Genomic DNA, 24,158 nt, shown 5'->3' with positions numbered 1-24,158 from the left:
CATGATCGTCTTCGACAGCGTCGCCAAGCGTTACCCGGGCGGATATACCGCGCTGGCTGGCATCAGTTTCGAGATCCGTCATGGCGAACTCGTGGTGTTGTCCGGGCATTCCGGTGCGGGCAAGAGCACCTTGCTGAAGTTGATTCCGGCAATCGAGCGGCCGACCGCGGGTACGGTGCTGATCAATGGGCAGGATGTGTCGCGGCTGCCGCGGCGGGCCATTCCCTACTTGCGTCGCAATCTTGGCCTGGTGTTGCAGGAGAGCCGTCTGCTGTTCGATCGTAGTGTTTTTGATAATGTCATGTTGCCGCTGGTGATCACCGGTCATCCGCCAGGGGATGCCAGCAAGCGGGTGGCGGCGGCGCTCGAGCGGGTGGGGCTGGCGGGACGCGAGAAGGAGTTGCCGGCCGGCCTCTCCGGTGGCGAGCAACAGCGGGTGGCCATCGCCCGCGCCATCGTCAACCGGCCGTCGATCCTGATTGCGGACGAGCCGACCGCCCACCTCGATCCAGCCTATGCGACGGAGATCGCCGATCTGTTCAAATCCTTCAATCGTGCGGGTGTGACCGTGCTGATCTCGACTCACGATGCTTCCCTGTTCGCCGAATCTGCGCCGCGCCGTCTGACGCTGGCCAAGGGTCAGTTGCTGGAGGCTGCATGAGTAACTGGCTTTATCTGCACGTCAGGGCCATTGCCCAGGCATTGGGCAGGCTGGCAGGGCAGCCAGTGGGTACGTTGCTGTCGGCCTTGGTCATGGGTATTGCGCTGTCCTTGCCGGCGGGGGGGTATCTGCTGCTCGACAATGTGGCCTCGCTGGCGCGTGGCGTATCGGGAACGCCGGAGATCAGCGTGTTTCTGGATACGGCGGCGGGCAAGGCCGATGCTGCCGAGATCGAGAAACGCTTGCGTGCCGAACCCGAGCTGGCAAGTTTCCGTTTCGTGCCGCGTGACGAAGCCTTGCAGCAACTGGCCAGCGGCGGGTTGGGTGATGTGCTGGGGGGGCTCAATGCCAATCCGCTGCCTGATGCCTTCGTGGTGACCCTGCGTAGCGAGGACCCGGTTTTGTTCGATGCGCTGGCGGCGCAAATGCGGGCCTGGCCCAAGGTGGCGCATGTGCAGCTCGATTCCAGCTGGGTGAAGCGTCTGCATGCCCTGCTTGGGCTAGGGCGCTCTGCCGTGCTGATGCTGGCTGGCTTGCTGGGTTTTGCGCTGGTGATCGTGACTTTCAATACCATCCGGCTGCAGATCATGACGCAGCGCAGCGAGATTGAGGTCAGCCGCTTGCTGGGCGCGACGGATCCCTTCATCCGCCGGCCGTTTTACTGGTTCGGTGGCTTGCAGGGCATGCTGGGCGGGCTGGTGGCGCTGGGTGCTGTACATCTGGGCGTGCGCGCATTGTCAGCGCCAGTGGCCGCGCTGGCCGATACTTACGGTGCCGTGTTCGCGCTTGCCGGGCCGCAATGGCGCGAAGCCGTGGTGATCGTGTTGTTTGCGACCTTTCTGGGCTGGCTGGGGGCCGAGATCTCGGTGAGACGTCATCTCGCGGTGGATTGAAGCTGTTGCGAGTGGAGCGCCCGGCGCACGGAGCATCACGCGCGCCGGGCTGGCGATCAGTCCGCCGTTGAGCGCGCCCGCAACGCCGCAATCTCAGCCCGCAGCGCGCGCATTTCACGCATCAGTTCGCCATGATCGACGGTGACCAGATCGCGGGTCTCCTCCCCTTCCTTGTGCTCGACCACGGTCATCGCGTCAACCACGATGGCGATGAACAGGTTGAGGACGGCGAAGGTGGTCAGCAGGATGAACAGGATGAAGAAGATCCACGCCTGGGGATGCACTTCCATGACCGGCCGTACGATGCCCATCGACCACGACTCCAGCGTCATGACCTGGAACAGGGTGTAGAACGACGCGCCGATGCTGCCAAACCATTCCGGAAACGCTGCGCCGAACAGTTTGGTGCTCATCACTGACGAAACATAGAACACCAGCAGCAACAGCGTCAGCACCGACGTCATGCCGGGTATCGCGCGCAACAAGGCATTGACCACCTTGCGCATCGACGGCACCACCGACACCAGACGGAGTGCACGCAGGATGCGAAGCGCCCGTAGTACCGCCATGCCTTCGCCCGTGGGGGCAAGGGTGATGGCCACGATGCTGAAGTCGAACACGTTCCAGCCGCTGCAGAAGAAACGGTGCCGGTAGGCGATCAGCTTGAGGGCGATCTCGATCACGAAGATGGCCAGTGCGATGCGGTCAAGTGCCATCAGCACCCCGCCAAAGCGGGCCATCGCGGCGCTTGATGTCTCCAGCCCGAGGGTGATGGCGTTGATCACGATCACGGCAATGATGAAGCGCTGGAAAGTGTTCGATTCGATCAGGGTGCGTAGCTTTGTCATATCAGGTCTGGCAAGATGAATAAGTTGCTCGTGGCCTTCGAGTGGCGTTGGCGCGATCGGTTTCCGTGCGCCCGCACTTCGATCCAGGTGATCGAGATGGGTTCGATGATAATCAAAAACAATCGACCCTATCTCTATTATCAATTAGAGCAATTCAATGTGAAGGGCTATCATTTGCCCATCGAGTCGTTTCAAACGTTTTAGTCCAACCAGCCAAGGAGCATCAGATGTCCCTGATCAACACCGAAGTCAAGCCTTTCAAGACCCAAGCTTTCAAGAACGGCAAGTTCATCGAAGTGACCGAAGCTGACCTGAAGGGCAAGTGGTCCGTGGTGATCTTCATGCCGGCCGCCTTCACCTTCAACTGCCCGACCGAGATCGAAGATGCGGCTGACCACTACGCCGAATTCGAAAAGGCTGGCGCTGAAGTCTACATCGTTACCACCGACACCCACTTCTCGCACAAGGTCTGGCACGAAACCTCGCCGGCCGTCGGCAAGGCCAAGTTCGCGCTGGTCGGTGACCCCACCCACACCCTGACCCGCAACTTCGACGTGCATATCGAAGAAGCTGGCCTGGCACTGCGTGGCACCTTCGTGATCGATCCGAACGGCATCATCAAGACCATGGAAGTTCACGACAACGCCATCGCCCGTGATGTGACCGAAACCGTGCGCAAGCTCAAGGCTGCCCAGTACGTTGCGGCTCACCCGAACGAAGTCTGCCCGGCCAAGTGGAAGGACGGCGAGAAGACTCTGGCTCCGTCCATCGACCTCGTCGGCAAGATCTAAGCTTCGCGCCTTTACGCCGGGGCTCAGTCGTGCCCCGGCAGCATGCCCTGCAGCCGGCCAAACGCCGGCTGTGTCGTATCTGGCCTGCCGAAAACATCGGCAGACCCTCTATTGAAAGAAGGAAGTCATCATGCTGGACGCCAATATCAAGACTCAACTGAAAGCCTACCTGGAGCGGGTGACGCAGCCGATCGAGATCGTGGCGTCGCTGGACGATGGCGCAAAATCCCATGAAATGCAGGAACTGCTGCGCGATGTCGCCGAGCAGTCCAGCCTGATCACCCTGATCGAGCGTCGCGACGACAATGAGCGCAAGCCCTCGTTCTCGGTGGCACCCAAGGGGGGCGAAGGGCGCGTGCGTTTTGCCGGCCTGCCGATGGGGCATGAATTCACCTCGCTGATCCTTGCGCTGTTGCAGACCGCAGGCTATCCACCCAAGGTCGAGGCCGATGTGATCGAGCAGATCAAGGGCCTCGAAGGCGAGTTCAATTTCGAGACCTATATCTCCTTGTCGTGCCACAACTGCCCGGACGTGGTGCAGGCGCTGAACCTGCTGGCCATTCTCAACCCCAATATCCGTCACACGATGATCGACGGCGCGCTGTTTCAGGCCGAGGTCGAGGAGCGCCAGATCATGGCGGTGCCGACGGTATACCTGAACGGCAAGGAGTTTGGCCAGGGTCGTATGGAACTGGGCGAGATCCTCGCCAAGGTTGATGACAACGCGGCCGAACGCGATGCCAGGAAGCTGTCCGACAAGGCGGCATATGACGTGCTGGTCGTCGGCGGTGGGCCGGCGGGTGCGGCTGCGGCGATCTACGCGGCGCGCAAGGGGATCCGTACCGGCGTGGTGGCCGAGCGGTTCGGTGGCCAGGTCATGGACACGATGGCGATCGAGAACTTCATTTCGGTGAAGTACACCGAAGGTCCGAAACTGGTTGCCAGCCTGGAAGAGCACGTCAAGGAATACGGTGTCGACGTCATGAACCTGCAGCGCGTCGCCAAGGTGGTGCCGGGCAGTGAAGATGGTGCGACCCTGACCGAGGTGCAGCTCGAAAATGGCGCGGTGCTGAAGTCGCGTGCCGTGATCGTGGCGACCGGTGCCCGCTGGCGCGAGATGAATGTGCCGGGCGAGAAGGAATTCCGCGGCAAGGGCGTGGCCTATTGCCCGCACTGCGATGGCCCGCTGTTCAAGGGCAAGCGCGTTGCTGTGATTGGCGGCGGCAACTCGGGCGTCGAAGCGGCGATCGACCTTGCTGGTGTGGTGGCGCATGTCACCTTGCTGGAGTTCGCTGACGAGTTGCGCGCCGACGCCGTGCTGCAGAAAAAGCTCTACAGTCTGCCCAACGTTACCGTGATCAAGAGCGCACAAACCACCGAGGTTACGGGTGCGGACAAGGTCAACGGCCTGGTCTACAAGGATCGCAAGAGCGATGAGGTGCGTCGCATCGAGCTCGAGGGCATCTTCGTGCAGATCGGCCTGCTGCCCAACACCGACTTCCTGAAAGGCACGCTCGAACTGACCCGCTTCGGCGAGATCATCGTTGATGCCAAGGGGCAGACTTCGGTGCCGGGCGTGCTGGCGGCAGGCGATTGCACCACGGTACCGTACAAGCAGATCATCATTGCGATGGGCGAAGGCGCGAAGGCTTCCCTGGCGGCCTTCGATCACCTGATCCGTACGTCTGCACCGGCCTGATTGCCGCTGCTGTGTTTGTTCCGAACCCCGCCCAGTGCGGGGTTTTTTATTGTCTGATCGTTACGTGTCGGGCGGTCATGCCGCACGCGCCGCATCCATCCGGCTCGAGCATTTGTCCTGCCGACGCTGCGCGTGCCTGCGTTCGCCGGCGAGTACGGCCGATGCATCCAGCGTCCGGATTGGCACTTCAGGTGATGCAGGAATCAGTCCCTGCAGTTGCAGTTGAAGGTAACGGGTGCAAGTGACGCGCAGGAACGAGGTGAAGTTGGCACGGTCTCCCAGGGTGCCAGCCTGCTCCAGTTCATCGTGCAGGCGGCTGACCAGTTGCGGTACGCTCAGCCCGTCACGGGCGCCGATCTCTTCCAGCGCCTGCCAGTAGATGTTCTCCAACCGTAGGCTGGTTGCCACGCCACTCAAACGGATCGCGCGCGCCCGGCTGGCGTAGAGGTCGGGGGCGGCAGAGGTGAAGATCTGGCACATCGCACGGTCCTTGGCGGCTCGGTCATTCGATTGTAGTCGAATGACGCGGCAATGCAGGAAAACACCATGCGCTGTCGTGCCTTGGCGAGTGGAGTCCATTCTGCATCCGGTTGCTGGAAATTGCGATTGACATATTTCTGTGCCTCGGTTGAAATGCGTCGTTTGTCATTTCTGGATGACGTATGCAAACGGCTGCAATGCAGAAAAGGCAGGACCTGCAGGGTGCGACTTCCGGTCCGCTCGAAGGAGGCATTGACGCCGAAGCCCTCGTCTGGCTGCTTGCAAACCTTTCTAACCTGTACCGCCGGCCTTTTGATGCCGAACTGGTGCTCAAGCGCTTTCCGCCGCCAATCGACCTGCCCACCTTAATCGAGGTGCTGGCGTTGCTGGGATTCAAGGCCGGTCTGGCGTGCTGGCCCGGTGAGGACTCTTCGTTACTGCCGCTTCCCGCTGTCGCCCTGATCACGACCGATGGGAAATGGGTGGGCGAGCAGGCCCCGTCCCCGTCCCCGTCCCCGGCCTCGACTGGGATGACGCCAGCCCTGATCGTGCAGCATGGCGACCGCACCCTGGTTTGGGTGAGGCCTGGTGAGCGGGCGCCGCATCCTGTACCGCTGGACCTTGCCCGTACTCAGTGTGCGCCGGTCCTGCTGCTGGTGTCCGAAGCGGAGCCGCCGCTGAACGAATCGACCGCCACGCACGACCGCAGTACCCAGGCCGCCAAACCCTTCGGCTTCTCCTGGTTTCTCCCCGAACTGCTGCGCCACAGGACACTCTGGCGCGACATCCTCCTCGCCAGTCTCTCCATCCAGCTCGTCGGCCTGGCCACGCCGCTCTTCACCCAGGTCATCATCGACAAGGTCATCGCCCATCATTCCGAGAGCACGCTCATCGTGCTCGGCGTGGCGCTGGTGGTGTTCATGCTGTTCACCAGCGCCATGAGCTGGCTGCGCCAATACCTGGTGCTGCACACCGGCAGCCGCATCGACGCCGTGCTGGGCGAGAAGGTCATGCGCCACCTGCTGCGTTTGCCGCTGGGCTACTTCGAGCAACGCCCCACCGGCACCCTCGTCGCCCGCCTGAACGGGGTCGAAACGCTGCGCGAATTCGTTTCCGGCGCTGCGGTGAGCCTGGTGCTCGATCTACCCTTCCTGTTCGTCTTCCTCGCGGTGATGTTCGCCTACAGCTGGCAGCTCACCCTCATCGCCTTGGGCATCCTCGCGCTGATCGTTATCGCCAGCCTCATCATGGTGCCCGTGTTCCGTGCCCGGCTCGATCAGCAGTTTCTCCTCGGCGCCCGCAACCAGGCCTTCCTCACCGAGTACCTGGCTGGCATGCCCACGGTAAAGTCGCTCCAGCTCGAGCCCGACGTGGACAAGCGCTACGGCACCTACCTCGCCCAGTACCTGACGGCCGGCTTCGCCACCCGCCAGGTGGGCAACACCTACCAGGTCGTCGCCTCCGGCCTGGAACAGTTGATGACGCTCTCCATTCTCATCGTTGGCGCCTGGCTGGTGATGCAGAACGTGGGCCTCACCGTGGGCATGCTGGTCGCCTTCCAGATGTTCGCCAGCCGTCTGTCCCAGCCTGTGATGCGTCTGGTCGGCCTGTGGCAGGAGTTCCAGCAGGCGTCGATTGCGGTGAAGCGCCTCGGCGACATCCTCGACATGCCCCAGGAACCCTTCACCCTGACCCCGAGGCGTTCGCCCGGTGGCGCGGGGCAGATCGAGATCACGAACCTGGGCTTTCGCTATTCCGAGCAGCACCCCTGGCTCTACCGTAATCTCCAACTCTCGATCCCGACCGGCAAGCTCACCGTGCTCATGGGCCCCAGTGGCTGCGGCAAGAGCACCCTGGCCAAGCTGCTGCAGGGCTTTTACTGGGCGCAGGAAGGAAAGATCGCCATCGACGGACGCGACATCCGCAGCCTCGCGGCCAATGAGCTGCGCGCCTATTTCGGCGTTGTGCCGCAGGAGACGGTGCTGTTCTCCGGCACCGTCTACGACAACCTGGTCATGGCCCATCCGCACGCGAGCTTCGAGGACGTGATGGCCGCCTGCCGCGCGGCGGAAATCCACGAGCTCATCGAAAGCCTGCCCGACGGCTACCAGACCGAGATCGGCGAGCGCGGCACCGGGCTATCGGGCGGGCAGCGCCAGCGCGTCGCCATCGCCCGTGCGCTGCTCAAGCGTCCGAAGGTGTTGATCTTCGACGAGGCGATTTCGAATCTCGACCAGCAGACGGCTGAGCTATTCGCTCAGACCATCAATCGGCTCAAGGGCAAGGTGACGATGATCTTCATTACGCATCAGGTGCCCAAGGGCTTGGAGGTGGATGAGGTGGTGAATATGGGGCTGCACGCCTTGAGCGCTGGTCATGACCTCACGTCCGAGGTGCACATCTCCGACTCAGATTGAAATCGCTGACGTGCAGGCGCAAAGGCTGAAAGATTTGCAGGGAAGGCTTCGCTAAACCTCTGGGACGTGTCGGGTATGGGCAAAAAGATCTTGTTTTATGCAATTGCCGTTGCATTGGGTGTGTGGTTGGCGAAAGAGTTGACGGCCGAGCGTGCCCGAGGGTTCATCAAGGAATGTCTTTCTCAGGATGAGATAGAGATCATCCTCGATGAACCCGGCAACAAGGAGAAGCAGTTTGAAATAACGAGGCGAGCTCTCGTATGCGTGCGCGAGAAACAGAGTTGGCCAGAACGCATCGTTACCAAGACGATGGGGAATCGTCTATTTGACTAGGGTGTCACTAAATGCGCTTGGTTGAGTTCGCATAAATGGGGATAGAGAAATTAGATAGTGGTGTGTCGTAATAGGAGAGCCAGTGCTTCGAAGGGTATTGATTATTTTCACGTTTCTGATGGCGATATTGTTTTCCCTGAAGTATTACACAGCGGAAAGAGCACATAGATTCATAATGGAGTGTCTAACGGAAGAGGAGATAAGCATAATTATGGACGATTCTGGAGATAGGGACGCCCAAGACCAGATTGTGAATAAACGTTGGCCATGTGTTTTCCAGAGGCAGTCGTGGGTTGAGCGGATCGTATTGCGTGCTTATGGTCCTGGTATCTTTGATTGATTATGGATGCTGCGCTTTATCTGAGTTTGTGAACGATGAATGAATATAAATCTGAGCTTAAAACGCTGTGGAGTGCAGTTTTTCATCCGTTTTTGATTGTATTTTACATTCTGGAATTAATGGTCCTTTTCCTTTTTTATGAATTGGATCTGTCTTTTATGCCGGAAAGCCTAATGCGCGTAGAGTTTGCGAAGCGGATAGGGGAGAGTACTAACTTTCCGGATAAAGCCTATATTTTTTCGTTAATTATGATGATGTCACTTTTATCAGTTCCGATTTCGGTTAAAAAAATAATTCCATCGGAGTCGGTTAGGTTAAGAGCGAGGTTTGATGAAGATCCGAAGAGGGCGTTAGGCGCATTATTATTTTCCTGTGCTTTGTTGGGGGCTATTTTTTTTGTTGTCTTTGTCGACTTTGGGGATCCTAGTTTCTGCGCTGGGTGCACTACTTCCTCTGAGCTTCGACTAATGCTTGCTTATGGCGTGTTTCTGCCCTTCTTATTTGCATACAGTTTATCCGCGGTTATCATCGCTACAAAATATCTTTTGAATATAAGAGGGGGCTAAGTGGATAATATTGTTGCTGGTAATTTATTCATTAAAATTGGGCCGAGTTAGGTAAGCCAGATGGCTACTGTTGTGCAGGTGTGTTTGATCCTCTCTTGTTAACTTAAGAAAGAACTCTGGAGAAGAGTGCTGAAGCACTTAATGGTAGTGAAGATATTTGTTTTAACCAGGCGCCCAAGGGGTTTCAGGTCGATGAGTAGGTGCTATGGGGTTGTACGCCTTGAACATGAGTTTGGTGAAGGAGGATGAATGACACAGCCGACACAAGCGATTGACACTAATGCAACTGGGAAAAAACCGTGGACATTCATTGCCACTGTGCTTGTTTTTACTTTGATATTTGTCGCAACGCCCTACAGGGATAGCGCGGCATCCACTAAGTCGCATGGAGATGCCGGATCCAATGGACAGGTTGCCTCTCCTTTGTACATAGAGGCGACTGAGGCGATCAAGGCGCGGGATCACCGTCGCCTTCAAGCAATTCTGAAGAAGGCTCCTTTGCTAGCAAAGAGCATGCCTCTTGATAAGCACGGTAGAAGAAGTTCGCTCTTGACGTCTGCCATCTATTGGGAAGATGTGGTTTCAGTCCGCATGCTGTTAAAAATGGGGGCAGACCCAAACGGAAAGGAAGGGGTGGTTCCGCTGGATGACGCGGTAATTCGACTCAATACGCTGCCCTATGACGCACCGAGCGAAATAACGTCCCTCCGCTTGTATGTTCCATCGGAGTCGGAACGAATTCGTCAATACATGAGACAGACACAGCTGACCCGCGCCCGGATCATCCTGCTGTTGTTGGATGCAGGCGCTAACCACAACGTCGCATCAAGTATTGGCGACAAGGCACCCCCGAACGTATTTGAAGCTCTCACCATGGGTCTGTGCGATTCGATTTTTCACGATGCCGCGGTACTGGCCCTATTTCGCGAGTCGGGCGTTGTATTCAAGCCAGACTCGAATTCTGAAACCTCATTTCGTCAGCACATTCTAGTAAATGCTGCGAACGGAATGCTTAATCGGGATTGCGTAATCTATATGTACGATCGTTAGCTTGTCTATATAGATCTCACGAACGAGCTTGCTTGATCTCTGAAAACACAATTGATTCATCAGTCACCAACATATCTCGGGGGAAAAATGTCCAGCAGTCAGACGCGCTCGCAGCTCCTGTCTCAAGCCAATAATCAACTGTTGCGTATTGCATATACGAGTGGGCGCGTGACGGGCAGAACGCGCGCCGAAGGCGGACCTTCCGGAGATCCTACCATCGAGAAGCTCAGATCGGTCGGAGATTTAGTTGGTGCAATAGCGGGGGGCAAGAAACGAGGGTGGTGCGCGTGACTCTGCAGTGAATCGCGTCATAGTCAACGAATCAGAATGGCAACTATGAATGGGAGAGTATTGGTATGAGTAAAAAATGCGGACTGTCCTCGATAGTTATATTTATGACTTGTGCATTTATTGTGGTCGTGCTGTTCATGGCATTCTATGTGGGTTCAATGCGATGGCTAGACAGGCAGCCATGGATTGCCTATCCGCAGAACAAGCTAATCATAAAGATACTTCCTTCAATTTATTTAAGAGGCCCATTTTCATCTAACGAAGATGACGTCCGGAGAACAATTAAACTTGCTCATCTCATCGCGATTTCGGAGATCGATAGGAAGTCGTTGGATTTAATGTTGATTGATCTTTATAAGGCGCAGGAGCTAATTAAGGTTTTTTCGATAAGGAAGGCAGGTGAGCTAGGTTCTGTTGAGAGTCATGAGTTAATGCTTGAAAGACTTGTTTTGTTAAACAGAATGAATGCTATTGCTCTGCAAGGAGAGCGAAGAATTTCAACAGAGATTGAGTCTGTCCGAAATGTGGTGAAGGGGTTTGTTCGGGATGTTAAGAATATTGAAACCAGGCGTGCTCTGGAAAAAGAGCTGAATTTATATAATATTGGCTGGCAAGAGTCGAGATTGAAAGTAAATTCGCATTTGAGCGGAATTTTTGATGCTGTTGATATGTATCACTATGGCTTGGCGAGATGTGCTGTTGCTGATGATACTGGTGCGCCGTTGATCGAGTCGTCTTTAGAGATGATTCCGAGAAATAATCTAATTGAGATTGCGCTGAGAAATGTTGATCATCCGCTTATTGCGGTTGCTGGGGTTCGCCAAGATTCAGAGTGTGCAATTGCGGCTAAACTTATTATGGATAGAATGAGGGGGTAGGTTATGGGGAAGTATTCTCCTGGGCACTACAATACTGGTATCGATACGGCTGTTTCGCAAGGAAGTGGTGAGGCTGTCGTGCTTACCGCGAGGGGGCCTAATAATGAGTACGTTGAGGCTGTGGTTAGAGAGAAATACAATGAGTTAGGCGAGAAAACCATTGAAGCAATCGAGTCGTTGAGGACGAATATTAGAGATTCTGATAATTTGGATTCTGCTATTGAGGCGCTAGAGCTTGCGATTTCAATTTCACCCGGTTACAGCTGGATGGCGGAGCCTTTGGCTGACATAACACGAAATACGGTGTCCTTGATCAAGAATCGTCAAAGCCGGATTGATCAGATAGTTGATGAGGCGGTTAGCGGAAATGAAAGTGGCTCTTTTGGTCGAGCCAAAACTTGGACCTTGCCCCGCGACCCCATCATCCTTGACCTGGACGGCAACGGCCTCGAAACGGTCGGACTTGCCGCCAATGTGTATTTCGACCACAACGGCGACGACGTCCTCACCCGCACCGGCTGGGTGGGGTCGAACGACGCCCTTCTGGTGTGGGACCGCAACGCCAACGGCACCATCGACACCGGCGCCGAGTTGTTTGGCGATTTCACCCCGCTGCCCAATGGCACCTTGGCCCCCAACGGCTTTGCCGCCCTCGGGGCGCTGGACGAAAACGGCGACGGCATCATCGATGCGTCCGACCCGGCCTTCGCCGACTTGAAACTCTGGAAGGACGCCGACCAGAACGGGCAAACCGGCGCTGGCGAACTCATCGCCTTGGCGGAAGCAGGCATCGTATCGCTTAGCCTGGCCAACACCGTCAAGAACCAGTCCCTCTCCAACGGCAACAAGCTGACCCGCGAAGGCCACTTCACTCGCGCCGACGGCAGTACCGCAGCCATGGGGGAGTTTCAGTTCGCCACCGACACCTTCAATACGCGCTTTGCCGAGCAGATCGACGTGCCCGAAGCCCTGCAGGGGCTACCGACCCTGCAGGGCTCGGGTGCGGTGCGTGAGCTGCAACAGGCCGCCACCCTGTCCGACAGCCTGGCCGGGATGGTGGCGCAGTTTCAGTCTGCCACCACCCGTGCCGAGCAGAGGGCCCTGCTGGACCCCTTGATTGCCGCCTGGGCCGCGAGCTCGGGCATGGACAGCCTGGAGCAACGCGCGGGCGGCCAGTACCGCATCCAGTATGACGCCTTTGGCAACGTCAGCCGCTCGACCAACATCGACGGCGTCGCCTTTGTGGCCGCATCCACGGGTAGCGTAGGCAATGTGTTGATGACGGATGCCGAGGGTCCTTATCTCACCGAGCGCTACCGCACGTTGATTGCCGACTGGGGCCGCAAGCTCCATGTGCTCGAAGCCTTCAACGGCCAGTACTTCTTCAACCTGCCCACGCAAAAAAGCCAGACGAGTGGCGCCAACTGGGGCTTGACCCTCTCTGCAGGGTCAAGCAATAGCGGCAGTGGTTCGGGGGCGGTGGCGATTGGCGCCTTGCCAACCTTGCGAATCAGTTTCGCGCAGGCTCAGCTTGATCTGCTGCAGCAGGCTTACGACAGCCTTGCCGAGTCGGTCTATGCCAGTCTGGTGCTGCAAACCCGGCTCAAGCCCTACCTGGATCGGATCGAACTGGTCTTCGATGAACAGGGCCTGCGATTGGATGCCACGCCACTCAACGAGATGCTTGCCGACAAGCGTGCAGTTGACCCCGAGAATTATCTGGCCGACCTGCTCGACCTGGACAAATACGCCAGCGGCTTCCTCTCGGGCACCAACTGGATGGGCCTTACCGACTTCGACAGCTTCATCGAAACTCTGCCTCAGACAGCGGGCATTGTGGCACTGCTCAATGAGTTCAAGGTCCGCACCCTCACCGGGGACGGTGAGTACGCCGGCCTCACCAGTGGTGCCGACATTGTGCTGGCGAGCGAGGGCAATGACCACCTTTATGGTTACAACGGCAATGACCGGCTGTTTGGTCGGGGGGGCGATGACGTCATTTACGGCGGCAGCGGCGACGATCTGATCTCCGGCGGCGCGGGCGACGATGTGCTTTATGGTGAGGCCGGTGCCGATACCTACGTCTTCGGACGCGGCTTTGGCCGTGACATCATCAGCGATTATGCAGAGAACGGTGTACGGCGCGACAGCGTCCGCCTGGTGGGGCTCAGCCCTGCGGACATCCGGGTGACAGTCGACCACAATGAAGACTTAACCATTACCGTCACCGACACCGGCGACACGCTCAGGGTGCCAGCCAATGGCCGTTGGTGGGGCAGTAATGGCATCGGTCAATACGTCTTCGACGACGGTACGGTATGGCGCCACGAAGACGCGCTGCGTGCCACCGTGGCGGCAGCCACCGACGGTGACGATGTGATCCATGGTTCCAGCGTAGGCGACTCCCTTACCGGCCTGGCGGGCAACGACACGTTGATCGGCGGCGCAGGCGACGACGTGATCGACGGCGGCGCAGGCGACGATGTGCTGATCGGCAGCGCGGGCTGGAGCAGGATCTACGAGGATGGGCAGTACCGTGTCGAGCGCAATACCACGCCCATCATCTCCGCCAACGGCGACGACACCTACCTCTTCGGCCGAGGTGACGGCCAGGATACGGTGCTCGATGGGGACGCCACCGCCGGCAACACCGACACCCTGCGTTTCAAGGAAGGGGTGGCACCTGCGGACGTGAAGCTCATCCGTAGCGGCAACGATCTGGTGCTGGCCATCCGTGACAGCAGCGACCAAGTGACGCTCAAACGGTATTTTGACGAAGACTGGCGAGGGGAGAACGGGCCGTGGCTGATCGAGCGCATCGCGTTTGAAGACGGCACGGTGCTGTCCTTTGCCGACGTGCGAGCGACCCTCTTCGCCGGCAGCGAAGACGCTGAGACCATTGTCGGCTCGCGGGACGATGACGTGCTGATCGGGCAGGGTGGGGATGACGTGTTGCTCGGCGGTGCCGGGCGTGATGCACTCGACGGTGGCGCCGGCAACGATGTGCTGCGTGGCGGCGGAACCGTCGGCTGGAACAATGAGGTCTACGACGGGAATGCCGAAGGCGACTCCTACCGCTTCGGCCGCGGTGACGGAAACGATACCATCATCGAGGACTCATGGCTGCCGGATGAGACCGACCGCATCGAATTGAAAGCCGGTGTCACCCCGGATGACGTGCGGCTGGAGCGGGTACGTACGGTCAACGGCTGGCAGACCTCCGATGACCTGAAGCTCACAATCCGCGACACTGGCGAAATGCTCACGGTCCGGAACCACTTCAACGAGAGTAAGCGTCATGCGGTTGAGGAAATCGTCTTCGCCGACGACACGGTGTGGGATGCAGAGACGATCAAGTTCCGCAGCCTCTTGGGCGAAGCGGGCGACGACGAGTTGCGCGGCTTCAATGATCGCGACGACGTGATCGAAGGCGGGGCGGGAAAGGACCGGCTGATTGGCTTGGGGGGAGATGACACGCTGGATGGTGGTGCGGGCGACGACATGCTGGAAGGCGGCTCTGGGTCGGATACCTACCGTTTTGGCTCGGGTTACGGCCAGGATGTGATCGTCGAAGATCACACCGCCGGTGAGGACGTGGTGGAACTGGGCGCCGGCATCGCCCCCACCGACGTCACCGTGCGCTGGACGGTGCAAGGCGACATGGCCGTCATGCTGTCCGACGGCAGCCGGCTGACCGTGCGCGGCCAGGCCGGCACCTGGTCCAACGAAGTCGGCATCGAGCAACTGCGTTTCGCCGACGGCACGGTATGGAATCGGTCCGATCTGGCTGCCCGGGCGCAGGCAGCGACCGCGGGAGATGACGTCATCGTCGGCAGCTATTTGGACGACGTGTTGGAGGGAGGCGCGGGCGACGACCATTTCCATGATCTGGGCGGATATGACACCTACCGTTTTGGCGTAGGCGATGGCCAGGACGTGATCGAGGACAACCAGGGCCGAGTCCTGTTCAAGCCGGGTATCGGCCAGAACGATGTTGCCTTCACCCGTGACGGCACTGATCTCATTGCCACCATCGCGGCCTCCGGCGATGCGCTCCGCATCAAGGACTGGCTAAGCCGCTGGCAGCGCATCAACCGCTTTGACTTCGACAACGGTGCGCAACTCACGATAGAAGACGTACTGACCAAACTCAATGTGAGTGAGGAGACGGAGGTTCTGCACGGCTCACCGGGCGATGACGTACTGGCCGGTACCGGAAAGGACAGCATCCTCTACGGCCGTGAAGGCAACGATGTCCTGACCGGCGGTGCAGGCCACGACACGCTATACGGCGAAGCCGGCGACGACGTACTCGACGGCGGCGCCGATCGCGACGGGCTCTATGGCGGTGAGGGCAACAACACCTATATTCTGGCGCCGGGCATGGGCCTGGACCACGCACTGGGCGCAAGCCTCTCGGTGGCCAACGACACCGTGGCGTTTGCGCCGGGCATCCGGCCCGAGGATGTGTCGGTGCAGTTGGGGGGCATTGGCTTGATTAGTCAGCCGGGCGACGTGGGCTACTACAACCTGGTGATCGGTATTGGTGGCAACGATGCGCTGATCGTGGCCACCCAGCACGGAGACGACCTGGGGCGTGGCGCGATCCAGCGTTTCCGCTTCGATGAGGGTACCGAGTGGACGTTGGCCGACGTGATCGCGCACGCCGATGGCGGCAAGATCGGCTGGCAGCAACGCTATCAGGGTGCGCCGGCAACGATTCTGGGCAGCGAGGCCGACGATAGTATCAACGACTACACTGGCCAGTCGGTGATCGTGCAGGCGCGCGGCAATGACGACTACATCAGTCTGGCTGCGGGCAAGGACCTCGTTTCGGCCGGCACCGGTAACGATACGGTGTATACCGGCCAAGGCGATGACCTGATCGCGGGTGAAGCCGGCGACGACCGCATTGACGCGGGAGAAGGCGACGATGTGATCGTCTTTAACTACGGCGACGGTCATGACACGCTGACAGCCGGCAACGGGGTGGATACGCTGTCGTTCGGCTCCACGGTGACACCAGCCATGCTCGCGGTCGTGCTGGATCGCGACGGGCGCGTGGTCGTGTTGGTCGAGGGGGGCGCAGGTGGGGCGATCGCCCTTGACGGTGTGCGTGCCAATAAGCTGCCGGGCGATCTTGAGCGCATCCAGTTCATCGACACAGAGGGCAGGACGCGGATCTTCGATCTGGCCGCTTGGCTACAGGCCAACGGTGCGGCACTGCCCGGAGCCACCAAGGATTCACCCCTGGCATTCGATGGAGCCGGCTTCGAACTGACCGGCGAGGTCGCTCCGGCGGGGGGACTGGAAGCGGTGGCCTATGGGCAGACGGGCGACCTGTTCGCCGCGGCCAATCTCGCCAACAACGTGCCGACCGACGGCGATGACGTACTCTATGGCACCCCCACTGGCGATGTGCTTGATGCTGGTGCTGGCAATGACGTCGTGCTGGGGCTGGCCGGGGGCGACACGATCTTCGGCGGCGAGGGCGACGACCTCATCTACGGCGGTGACGGCGACGACATGCTCGACGGCGGCGCGGGAAACGATGTGATCTACGGCGGCTGGGGCGCGGATACACTCGCCGGCGGCAGTGGCCGCGACGAGCTCTATGGCGAATGGGGCGGCGACACCTACACATACCTGCCGGGCCATGGCGAAGTCGTCATTGATGACGATCATCGCATTTTGAACTGGGGTGGATACGGTGGTGGGTATGGGGGTGGATACGGTGGTGGATACGGGGGCAGCATTATCGATGACGCACCCAATATCCTCAGCTTTGGCCCCGGCATCCATCCGAAAGACCTGCGTTACTCAGAGCGCAACGGCGATCTGGTGATCGAATTTGCGGGCCGCCCCGGCGATCGGGTGATCCTGCGCGGTTATGAACCCAGCCGTGCCACCCAGACACGCTCGGTGGACATCATCCGCTTCGACGATGGCACCGAGATCGTGGCCGAGACCATCGAGCCCACGGGCAGGACCGAGATTGCCGGCGATGAAGGCGGCTGGCTCATCGGCACGGCGTTTGCCGATACCCTGATCGGCGGTGACGGCGATGACGTGCTGACCGGTAACGGCGGTGCGGATCGGCTGGTGGGTGGCACAGGTTCGGACGTCTATCGCATTCACAAGGACTGGGGGGCTCGTCCGACGGAGACGACCCTCGTCGAGACCTGGCGCCAGCAGGACGTCAACCGTATCGAACTGACCGGCGATCTTATTGCAGACGATCTGCGCCTGGCGTTTGACGGGCGCGATCTGCTGCTGCAACTGAACGAAGCTGGCGACATGATCCGGTTTGCGGGCTTCGACCCCCGCGCGCAGGGGATGCAAGCGCCTGTGGCCGAGGTCAGCCTGCCCTGGTGGGGAGCGAGCCTGTCCTTTGACGACTTGCTCGCGCGCGGGGTGCGCATCATCGGCACCCCGGACGATGACGTATTGACCGGTACGGGGCTTGCCGACTGGATCGAGGGGCGCGCAGGCAATGACACGATAAGCGGCGGCGCCGGTGGTGACGTCTATGTCATCGATGCCGATGGCGGCACAGACACCATCATCGACAGTGAGGACGGTGACGCGCCGAACGTGCTGGTGCTGCCCGAGGGGACGACGCTGGACGATGTGCGCCTGTCCTACGACCGCGAAGGCTTTCTGATCCTCGATCTCGACAACACCGGCAACCGCGTTCGACTCTCCGGTTTCGATCCGGAGAACCCACTGGGGCCGCGCGCGGTGGAGCGCTTCCGCTTCGGACCCGATGGTGACGAGATCGGCTACGAGCAACTGCTGGAACGCGGTTTCGACATTTCTGGCACCGCGGGTGACGATGCGCTCAAGGGCACGGTGCTGGCAGACCGTGTCCGGGGCGGCGACGGCAACGACTTGATTGAGGCCACGCCTGGTGGCGACTGGCTGGCGGGAGAGAGCGGCAATGATATCTACGTGGTGAATCTGGGTGACGGTATGGTCACCATCGACGACGTAGCCGAGGAGGCTGCCGGCAATTTACTGCGCTTCGGTCCCGGCATCGACCCGAACGCACTGCGTAACAGCCTGCGCTTTGAAGTCGATGTCAGCGGCGGCCATGTGCTGCTCATTCCCTACGGTGGCGAAGGTGATGTGGTGCGTCTGACCGGCTTCAACCCGGCGGACGTATTGGGGGCCCACGCCATTGACCGCTTCGAGTTCGCCGACGGCACGATTGTGGACTATGCCACGCTGGTGTCCTGGACCTTCGTGGTTGAAGGCGACAACGCTGGCAATCTGCTGACTGGCACGGATGTCGGTGACCGTCTCTATGGCTATGACGGTGATGATGTGCTGGAGGCCGGTGGCGGCGATGATGTGCTGACGGGGGGTGTTGGCAACGACGTATTGCGCGGCGGTGCCGGACGCGACGCCTACGTGGTCAATCTGGGGGATGGCGAGGATGTCATCGAGGATGGACTGGATGCCGAAGTCGGCAACGTGCTCACCTTCGGCGCGGACATCTTCCGTGAGGAGGTGCGAGTCGAGCTTGACGGCGACGATCTGCTGATCCATTACGGCGGCCATGGTGACGTTGTGAGGGTTGCCAACTATGCGCCGGCGGGGGCAGAAGGCGGGGCGGTGATCGACACGCTTGAGTTTGCTGACGGTACGGCAGTCAGCCTGCGCGAGTTCATGAACCGCGCACCTGAACTCGTCAGTCACGTTGCCGATCAGATTGCACTGGAAGATTCGGCATTCAGCCTGCGTCTGCCCGATGACCTGTTCATCGACGCTGATGGCGATGTCGTTCTGACCGGGGTGATGGTGTCTGGCTATGCGAACTTGCCCCAGTGGCTGAAATACGATGCTGCTGAGCGTACGCTTTATGGCACCCCGGACAACGACGACGTAGGAGAATTTGATGTCATCGTTCAGGGTATGGATGCCTTGGGCGCTTCGACCCTGCACAGCTTTCGCGTCACCGTGCAGAACACCAATGATGCGCCGGAGGTGGGTGCGCTGCTCGTCAATCAGACCGGACGGGTTGGCGAGGCTGTCAGCTGGCAACTACCGCAGGACGCGTTTCGCGACGTCGATGTGGGTGATGTGCTCACCTACTCGGCAGTACTGGACGGTGGCGCCCCCCTGCCAGCTTGGCTTGCATTCGATGTCGCGACGGGCACTTTCAGCGGCACTCCCGCTGTCGCTGGCGACTTCAGCCTGCAGGTAAATGCCACTGATCTGGCAGGCTCGTCAGCAAGCCAAACCTTTGTCTTTGCCGTTGCAGCCAGCGGTAACCTGCCGCCGGTCACTACACAGGACATCGGTGAAGTCAGCGAGGACTGCAAGCTTTTTGCTTGGGGTAATGTGCTGAAGAATGATCGAGATCCGGAAGGCGATAAGCTCAAGGTGACCGATGCGGGCCTCCATCAAGGAGAGTACGGCTGGCTGGCTCTTCTGTCCAATGGTGGCTATGCCTATGTGCTGAATAATGCTTCCGCCAAGGTCCAGGGCCTGGCCGGCGGGCAGCAGGTGGTGGATCGCTTCACCTACACCGCGAGCGATGGAGTCGCCACTAGCACTGGTGAGCTTGCCATGTTGGTCCGCGGCTCGAATGATGCGCCCAGGCTGGTCAAGGCCTTGAGTGATGTCCAACTTGCCAAGGGCCAGGCTTTTTCCTGGCAGGTGCCAGAAGGGAGTTTTGTGGACCTCGACCGTACCGACAGTCTGACTTTCGCGGCTTCACTGTCCAATGGTAGGGCCTTGCCTTCCTGGCTCGCTTTTGACCCGGTGGCGCAGACTTTCAGTGGCACGGTGCCTTCGGGCTCCACCGCAGCGATCGATGTCAAAGTGGTGGCCACTGATGGTCACGGTGTTTACTCAACGGCCTCTGACGTGTTTCAAGTCCGTATCGGCAACAAGACCGTATTGCCTGCCGCGTCAAGGGGTAGCGAAGGCGTCGGCAACGGCGCTGGTGCTCCTCTGCCGGGTCAGGTGGCGAACCAGAACGACAGTGCTGAGACGAGCCAAGGAAACCCCGTTAACAAAGGCAAGCAGGAGGATCTGCTCGATCGCTTTCTGGATGGTTTCAAGTTGGATACCAAGACAGCGGTCAGTCATGCTTCCGTGAGCCTGCTGGACGCGCGCTGGTTTGAGCGTTGGCTTTCACCCCCCGCAGCAGAGAGTGGGGTGGTCACGTCCCCAAGCAGCGGCGCGGCGATGGAGGCACACTGGCAGGACCTGCTTCACGCCCTGAGCCGTCTGGATACAGAGCGGCAAGAGGCGTCCTTGTGGAAGGGTAAGGCTCTGGGGGCCGATATCACTGGCTTGGCGGGGTTGCTTTCCGCCAATACGGTGACGCTTCGTGCAAACAGCGATGCCGTGGGCCTGGCTGTGGGGAGCCAGCTGAAGGGGTTCGCGGGGTTGCGCGAAGGCTTGGCTGCCCCTGGTAACTGATTCGGTATGGCACGCGTACTGATCGCCTGGGAGCTGGGAGAGGCCTTTGGTCACCTCGCACGCTGTCTTCGGTTGGCCGAGGGGCTTCGCGAACGCGGACATATGGTAACCCTGGTCCTCAAGGACGTGTGCCTGCCGGGCGGGACTGTTCCTGGTCTTACCGTGTTGGCTGCGCCCCAGACCGCTCCACGGCCAGCGCAACGCTCTGTAGCGCGCATGGAGCCTGTCAATTACGCCGATGTTTTGCTTCACGCGGGTTTTGCGGACGTTCAGGCTGTGGCTGCTCGGCTTCATGCCTGGCGAAGTATTTTTTCTCTGGTGTGTCCTGATGTATTGGTTGGTGATCATGCCCCCACTGCGCTTTTGGCCGCGCGTGGGGGTGGTGTGCCTCATATCGCCGTGGGCACGGGGTTTGCGGTTCCGCCGCCTGTTTCACCCTGGCCGTCGATTCGGCCCTGGGACGTCGTGACCGAGGAAATGACGCGCAATGCTGAAGTGCGGCTTGATCGAGTGACCGAAGCCGCCCAGCATCTTGTCGGTGTCAAGAGGGCTGCACGGATGCGTGAGCTATTTGGCTCCCAGGATGTGTTAAGTACTTTCGCTGAGCTGGATCACTGTGGTGTGAGACCTGATGGTAGATACCTTGGGCCCATCGTCACGCTACCCGAGTGTGCGCGCGTCGGTTGGCAAGGAAAGGATTGTCCTCGTGTCCTGCTCTATCTGCGCCCGGATGTGCCTGGCTTTTCAGCCATTGTGCGGGCGCTCGCAAGGTTGGATGCCGAGGTCTTGTGCGTTACGCCTGGATGGAGTGTAGTCGCGGCGAGGCATTACGCAACACGGCGTCTGCGCATAGCGCTGACGCCGCTGGCGTTGCCTCCCCTGTTGCAGCGGGCTGATATAGCCGTCAGTTATGGCAGCTCCGGTTTTTCGACCCAGGCGTTGCTTGCGGGGGTACCACTGCTAATGCGTCCGCGTTATGTCGAACAGGCGCTCTTGGCACATCGGGTTGAGGCTCTGGGGGCTGGGAGGTTGCTGGCCGGACAGCTTGATGTAGAGGGTGTGGCCGCGGCTGCAAGGCGCTTGCTTGAAGCGTCGTCCGAGCGTCAGGCCGCCCGCTCCTTCGCATTGCGTTACCGAGACTTCGAGCCGCAAATGGCTGTCGATCTGACGGTGGCCGCGATCGAGCAATGTGCCTTGGTAGCCCCGGAGCGAGGCGTTTCACCAGCCGGCTAGCGATACTCTGAATCCTTAAAAGACATGTACTCAATGAAATCTCTTGCTCAATATAGTCATGTGAGCCATATCGATTTTCACCCACCGCTGATCCGATTGCAGCACACGGCACCCCACCCGCAAGGGCTGTGGGTGTTGTGGACGCTGTTGGGGCTACTGGCGTTTTTGCTGGTCTGGTCGCTCGTCGGGCGCCTGGACATTGTTGCCGTTGCTGATGGCAAACTCGTGTCCGCCAGCTACCTCAAGATCGTGCAGCCCCCGGAGGCTGGCATCATCAATGAGATTCTTGTGCGCGAGGGTGAGAGGGTGCGTGCAGGACAGATTCTGATGCGGATGGATGCGTTGGTTACCAGCGCGGATCTGGAGGCAATCAATACCGAGTACGACCGTAAGCGGCTTGTGCTTGCCCGCATTGATGCGGAACTCGGCGGTATGCCTTTCGCGCCGGACATGTTGGTGTCTGCGGCGCTCGTGCGTGAGACCGGCGCGCAATACCAGGCAAACCTCAATGCCTTGGCCGCGACGCTGGCTGAGGAGCGAAGTCGTTTGCTCAGGGCGCAGCAGGAACTGGCTGCAGCCCGCCAGCAGAAAGAGCGGCTCGAGGCTGTGCTCCCACATTACCGGGAACAGGATCGGGCCTATCAGCGCTTGGTTGCAGAAGGTTTTGCTGGAGGTCTGATGGGTTCTGACAAGCGGCGCGAGCGCATCGAGAAGGAACAGGAGTTGGTGACACAGGGTCATCTGATCGCTGCCGCCCATGCCAGCATTGACCAGTCTCAGAAAAGGCTTGAGCAGATCGAAGCAGATCACATCCGGCAGTTGCATGCCGAGCGCCATGAGGTACAGGCTCAGATTGACAAACTGGCCAAGGAAAAGGAAAAGCAGCTACACCGGCGTCAGTTGCTGGAGTTGAAAGCCCCGCAGGATGGCGTGATCAAGGATCTGGCGACCCATACGGCTGGTACGGTAGTGCAGCCTGGTACCGTACTGGCTAGTCTGGTTCCAAGCGATGAGAGTCTCAAGGCCGAGGTTTGGATTTCGAATGAAGATATCGGCTTCGTGCGCGAGGGGCAGACTGTCAAGCTGAAGTTTGCGCCTTATTCTTTTCAGAAGTACGGCATGGGGCAAGGCACTGTCGAACATGTCAGTGCCGATGCTCAAAGTGAAGATGAGGCTCGCGACAAAGGTTTGTACGGCGCTGGTCAGCGTCCTTTGCGATACAAGGCTTTGGTCGCAGTCGATGCAAGCGGGCTGGAGGTTGAGGGTGTGAAGTACGGTTTATCAGTGGGCATGCAGACGACGGCAGAAATCTTGCTGGGAAACCGAACGGTGGCTGAGTACCTGTTGTCACCCGTAAAAAAGGCTTGGCACGAGGCTGGCCGGGAGCGATGACAATGTGTTGTCTTCTGCCGTTCTAACAGTTTGGAGTCCAGGGGCTCAGAGCGGCGTCTGACTGTGCAGTGTCAATGTTGCTGGTCTGATGGATGTGATGGCCCCTGCTGTTGCCCTACGATGGATGATCTTCATTGCGTAGATTGAAAAACCGCCACATCGCACGGTCCTTGGCGGCTCGGTCATTCGATTGTAGTCGAATGATGCGGCAATGCCCGGAGACGACATGCCTGTCGTGCTCCGGGCGCGGTGTGCTCAGTGGCTGATCCGGGTGCCCAGTAGTGCGATGAACTGGCTCAGCCAGGCAGGGTGGGCAGGCCAGGCGGGGGCGGTGACCAGATTGCCGTCGGTGACTGCCTGGTCAATGGGAATGTCGGCATAGCGTCCGCCGGCCAGTTCCACCTCGGCACGGCAGGCCGGGTAGGCGGAGCACAGGCGCCCTTCGAGCACGCGTGCGCCGGCCAGCAACTGGGCGCCATGGCAGACTGCCGCCACAGGCTTGTTGGTGCTGAAGAAGTGACGGATGAGTGCAATGACTGCGTCGTTCATCCGCAGGTACTCTGGCCCGCGCCCACCTGGAATCACCAGCGCGTCGTAGTGGCTGGCATCGATATCGTCGAAGCTGGCATTCAGCGCAAAGTTATGTCCACGTTTTTCGCTGTAGGTCTGGTCACCCTCGAAATCATGAACCGCGGTGGCGATGCTGTCGCCCGCCTTCTTGCCTGGACACACCGCATGTACGGTATGGCCGATCGCAAGCAGGGTCTGGAACGGCACCATGGTTTCGTAGTCCTCGCAGTAGTCACCGCAGATCATCAGTATCTTCTTGCCCATGTCGGTCTCCTCGGTCG

General features: G+C 59.4%; 15 protein-coding genes. 12 read left to right on the top strand and 3 right to left on the bottom strand.

Going from position 1 to position 24,158, the window contains the following annotated elements:
• The first annotated feature begins 1 nt into the window (after position 1).
• The gene (locus tag DNK49_RS06440; RefSeq protein ID WP_110523509.1) at positions 2-661 is read left to right on the top strand and encodes a cell division ATP-binding protein FtsE; all 660 of its coding nucleotides are present in this window, start codon (positions 2-4) and stop codon (positions 659-661) included.
• Positions 658-1,554: a permease-like cell division protein FtsX gene (gene ftsX / locus DNK49_RS06435; protein WP_110523508.1), complete on the top strand. Its 897-nt coding sequence runs from the start codon at positions 658-660 to the stop codon at positions 1,552-1,554. Before DNK49_RS06440 ends, ftsX begins: the two co-directional genes overlap by 4 nt.
• Before the next feature lie 56 nt (positions 1,555-1,610).
• Here ftsX and DNK49_RS06430 read toward each other — a convergent pair whose 3' ends face one another.
• Complete coding sequence (locus DNK49_RS06430) at positions 1,611-2,402, bottom strand: ion transporter (RefSeq protein ID WP_110523507.1); 792 nt, start codon at positions 2,400-2,402, stop codon at positions 1,611-1,613.
• A gap of 227 nt (positions 2,403-2,629) precedes the next feature.
• On the opposite strand from DNK49_RS06430, the gene ahpC reads away from it, so the two are divergent.
• Together ahpC and ahpF are read left to right on the top strand one after the other, a co-directional pair.
• A complete protein-coding gene (gene ahpC / locus DNK49_RS06420) occupies positions 2,630-3,193 on the top strand; it encodes an alkyl hydroperoxide reductase subunit C (protein ID WP_110523505.1) in 564 nt (187 codons plus the stop codon).
• A gap of 130 nt (positions 3,194-3,323) precedes the next feature.
• Positions 3,324-4,892, top strand: a complete 1,569-nt coding sequence (ahpF, locus tag DNK49_RS06415; RefSeq protein ID WP_110523504.1) for an alkyl hydroperoxide reductase subunit F — start codon at positions 3,324-3,326, stop codon at positions 4,890-4,892.
• Between the two features lie 75 nt (positions 4,893-4,967).
• Here ahpF and DNK49_RS06410 read toward each other — a convergent pair whose 3' ends face one another.
• The gene (locus tag DNK49_RS06410) at positions 4,968-5,372 is read right to left on the bottom strand and encodes a ribbon-helix-helix domain-containing protein (RefSeq protein WP_110523503.1); all 405 of its coding nucleotides are present in this window, start codon (positions 5,370-5,372) and stop codon (positions 4,968-4,970) included.
• Between the two features lie 197 nt (positions 5,373-5,569).
• Between DNK49_RS06410 and DNK49_RS06405 the strand changes: the two genes are divergently transcribed.
• The 8 genes from DNK49_RS06405 to DNK49_RS06365 all read left to right on the top strand — a co-directional run bounded on the left by DNK49_RS06405 (position 5,570) and on the right by DNK49_RS06365 (position 23,307).
• On the top strand, positions 5,570-7,789 hold the full coding sequence (locus DNK49_RS06405; RefSeq protein ID WP_110523634.1) for a peptidase domain-containing ABC transporter: 2,220 nt from the start codon (positions 5,570-5,572) through the stop codon (positions 7,787-7,789).
• Between the two features lie 75 nt (positions 7,790-7,864).
• Entirely contained in the window at positions 7,865-8,122 is a 258-nt protein-coding gene (locus DNK49_RS06400) for a hypothetical protein (protein WP_110523502.1), read from the top strand.
• Positions 8,123-8,497: 375 nt separating this feature from the next.
• Positions 8,498-9,028 carry a hypothetical protein gene (locus DNK49_RS06390; protein WP_110523500.1) on the top strand — a complete coding sequence of 177 codons (531 nt, stop codon included), beginning with the start codon at positions 8,498-8,500 and terminating at the stop codon, positions 9,026-9,028.
• 249 nt (positions 9,029-9,277) lie between these two features.
• Complete coding sequence (locus tag DNK49_RS06385; RefSeq protein ID WP_110523499.1) at positions 9,278-10,078, top strand: hypothetical protein; 801 nt, start codon at positions 9,278-9,280, stop codon at positions 10,076-10,078.
• Positions 10,079-10,434: 356 nt separating this feature from the next.
• A complete protein-coding gene (locus DNK49_RS06380; protein ID WP_133255092.1) occupies positions 10,435-11,247 on the top strand; it encodes a hypothetical protein in 813 nt (270 codons plus the stop codon).
• 405 nt (positions 11,248-11,652) lie between these two features.
• Positions 11,653-20,682: a calcium-binding protein gene (locus DNK49_RS06375; RefSeq protein WP_165843279.1), complete on the top strand. Its 9,030-nt coding sequence runs from the start codon at positions 11,653-11,655 to the stop codon at positions 20,680-20,682.
• 6 nt (positions 20,683-20,688) lie between these two features.
• A complete protein-coding gene (locus DNK49_RS06370; RefSeq protein WP_110523496.1) occupies positions 20,689-21,915 on the top strand; it encodes a glycosyltransferase in 1,227 nt (408 codons plus the stop codon).
• A gap of 33 nt (positions 21,916-21,948) precedes the next feature.
• On the top strand, positions 21,949-23,307 hold the full coding sequence (locus DNK49_RS06365; RefSeq protein WP_110523495.1) for an HlyD family type I secretion periplasmic adaptor subunit: 1,359 nt from the start codon (positions 21,949-21,951) through the stop codon (positions 23,305-23,307).
• 255 nt (positions 23,308-23,562) lie between these two features.
• Here the strand turns inward: DNK49_RS06365 and DNK49_RS06360 are convergent, their stop codons facing one another.
• Positions 23,563-24,141, bottom strand: coding sequence for a DJ-1/PfpI family protein (locus tag DNK49_RS06360; RefSeq protein WP_110523494.1), 579 nt, complete (start codon positions 24,139-24,141; stop codon positions 23,563-23,565).
• Positions 24,142-24,158: the final 17 nt, after the last annotated feature.

The organism is Parazoarcus communis SWub3 = DSM 12120 (assembly GCF_003226565.1).
Classification (GTDB): domain Bacteria; phylum Pseudomonadota; class Gammaproteobacteria; order Burkholderiales; family Rhodocyclaceae; genus Parazoarcus; species Parazoarcus communis.
This window is presented reverse-complemented; position numbering and strand designations above follow the sequence as displayed.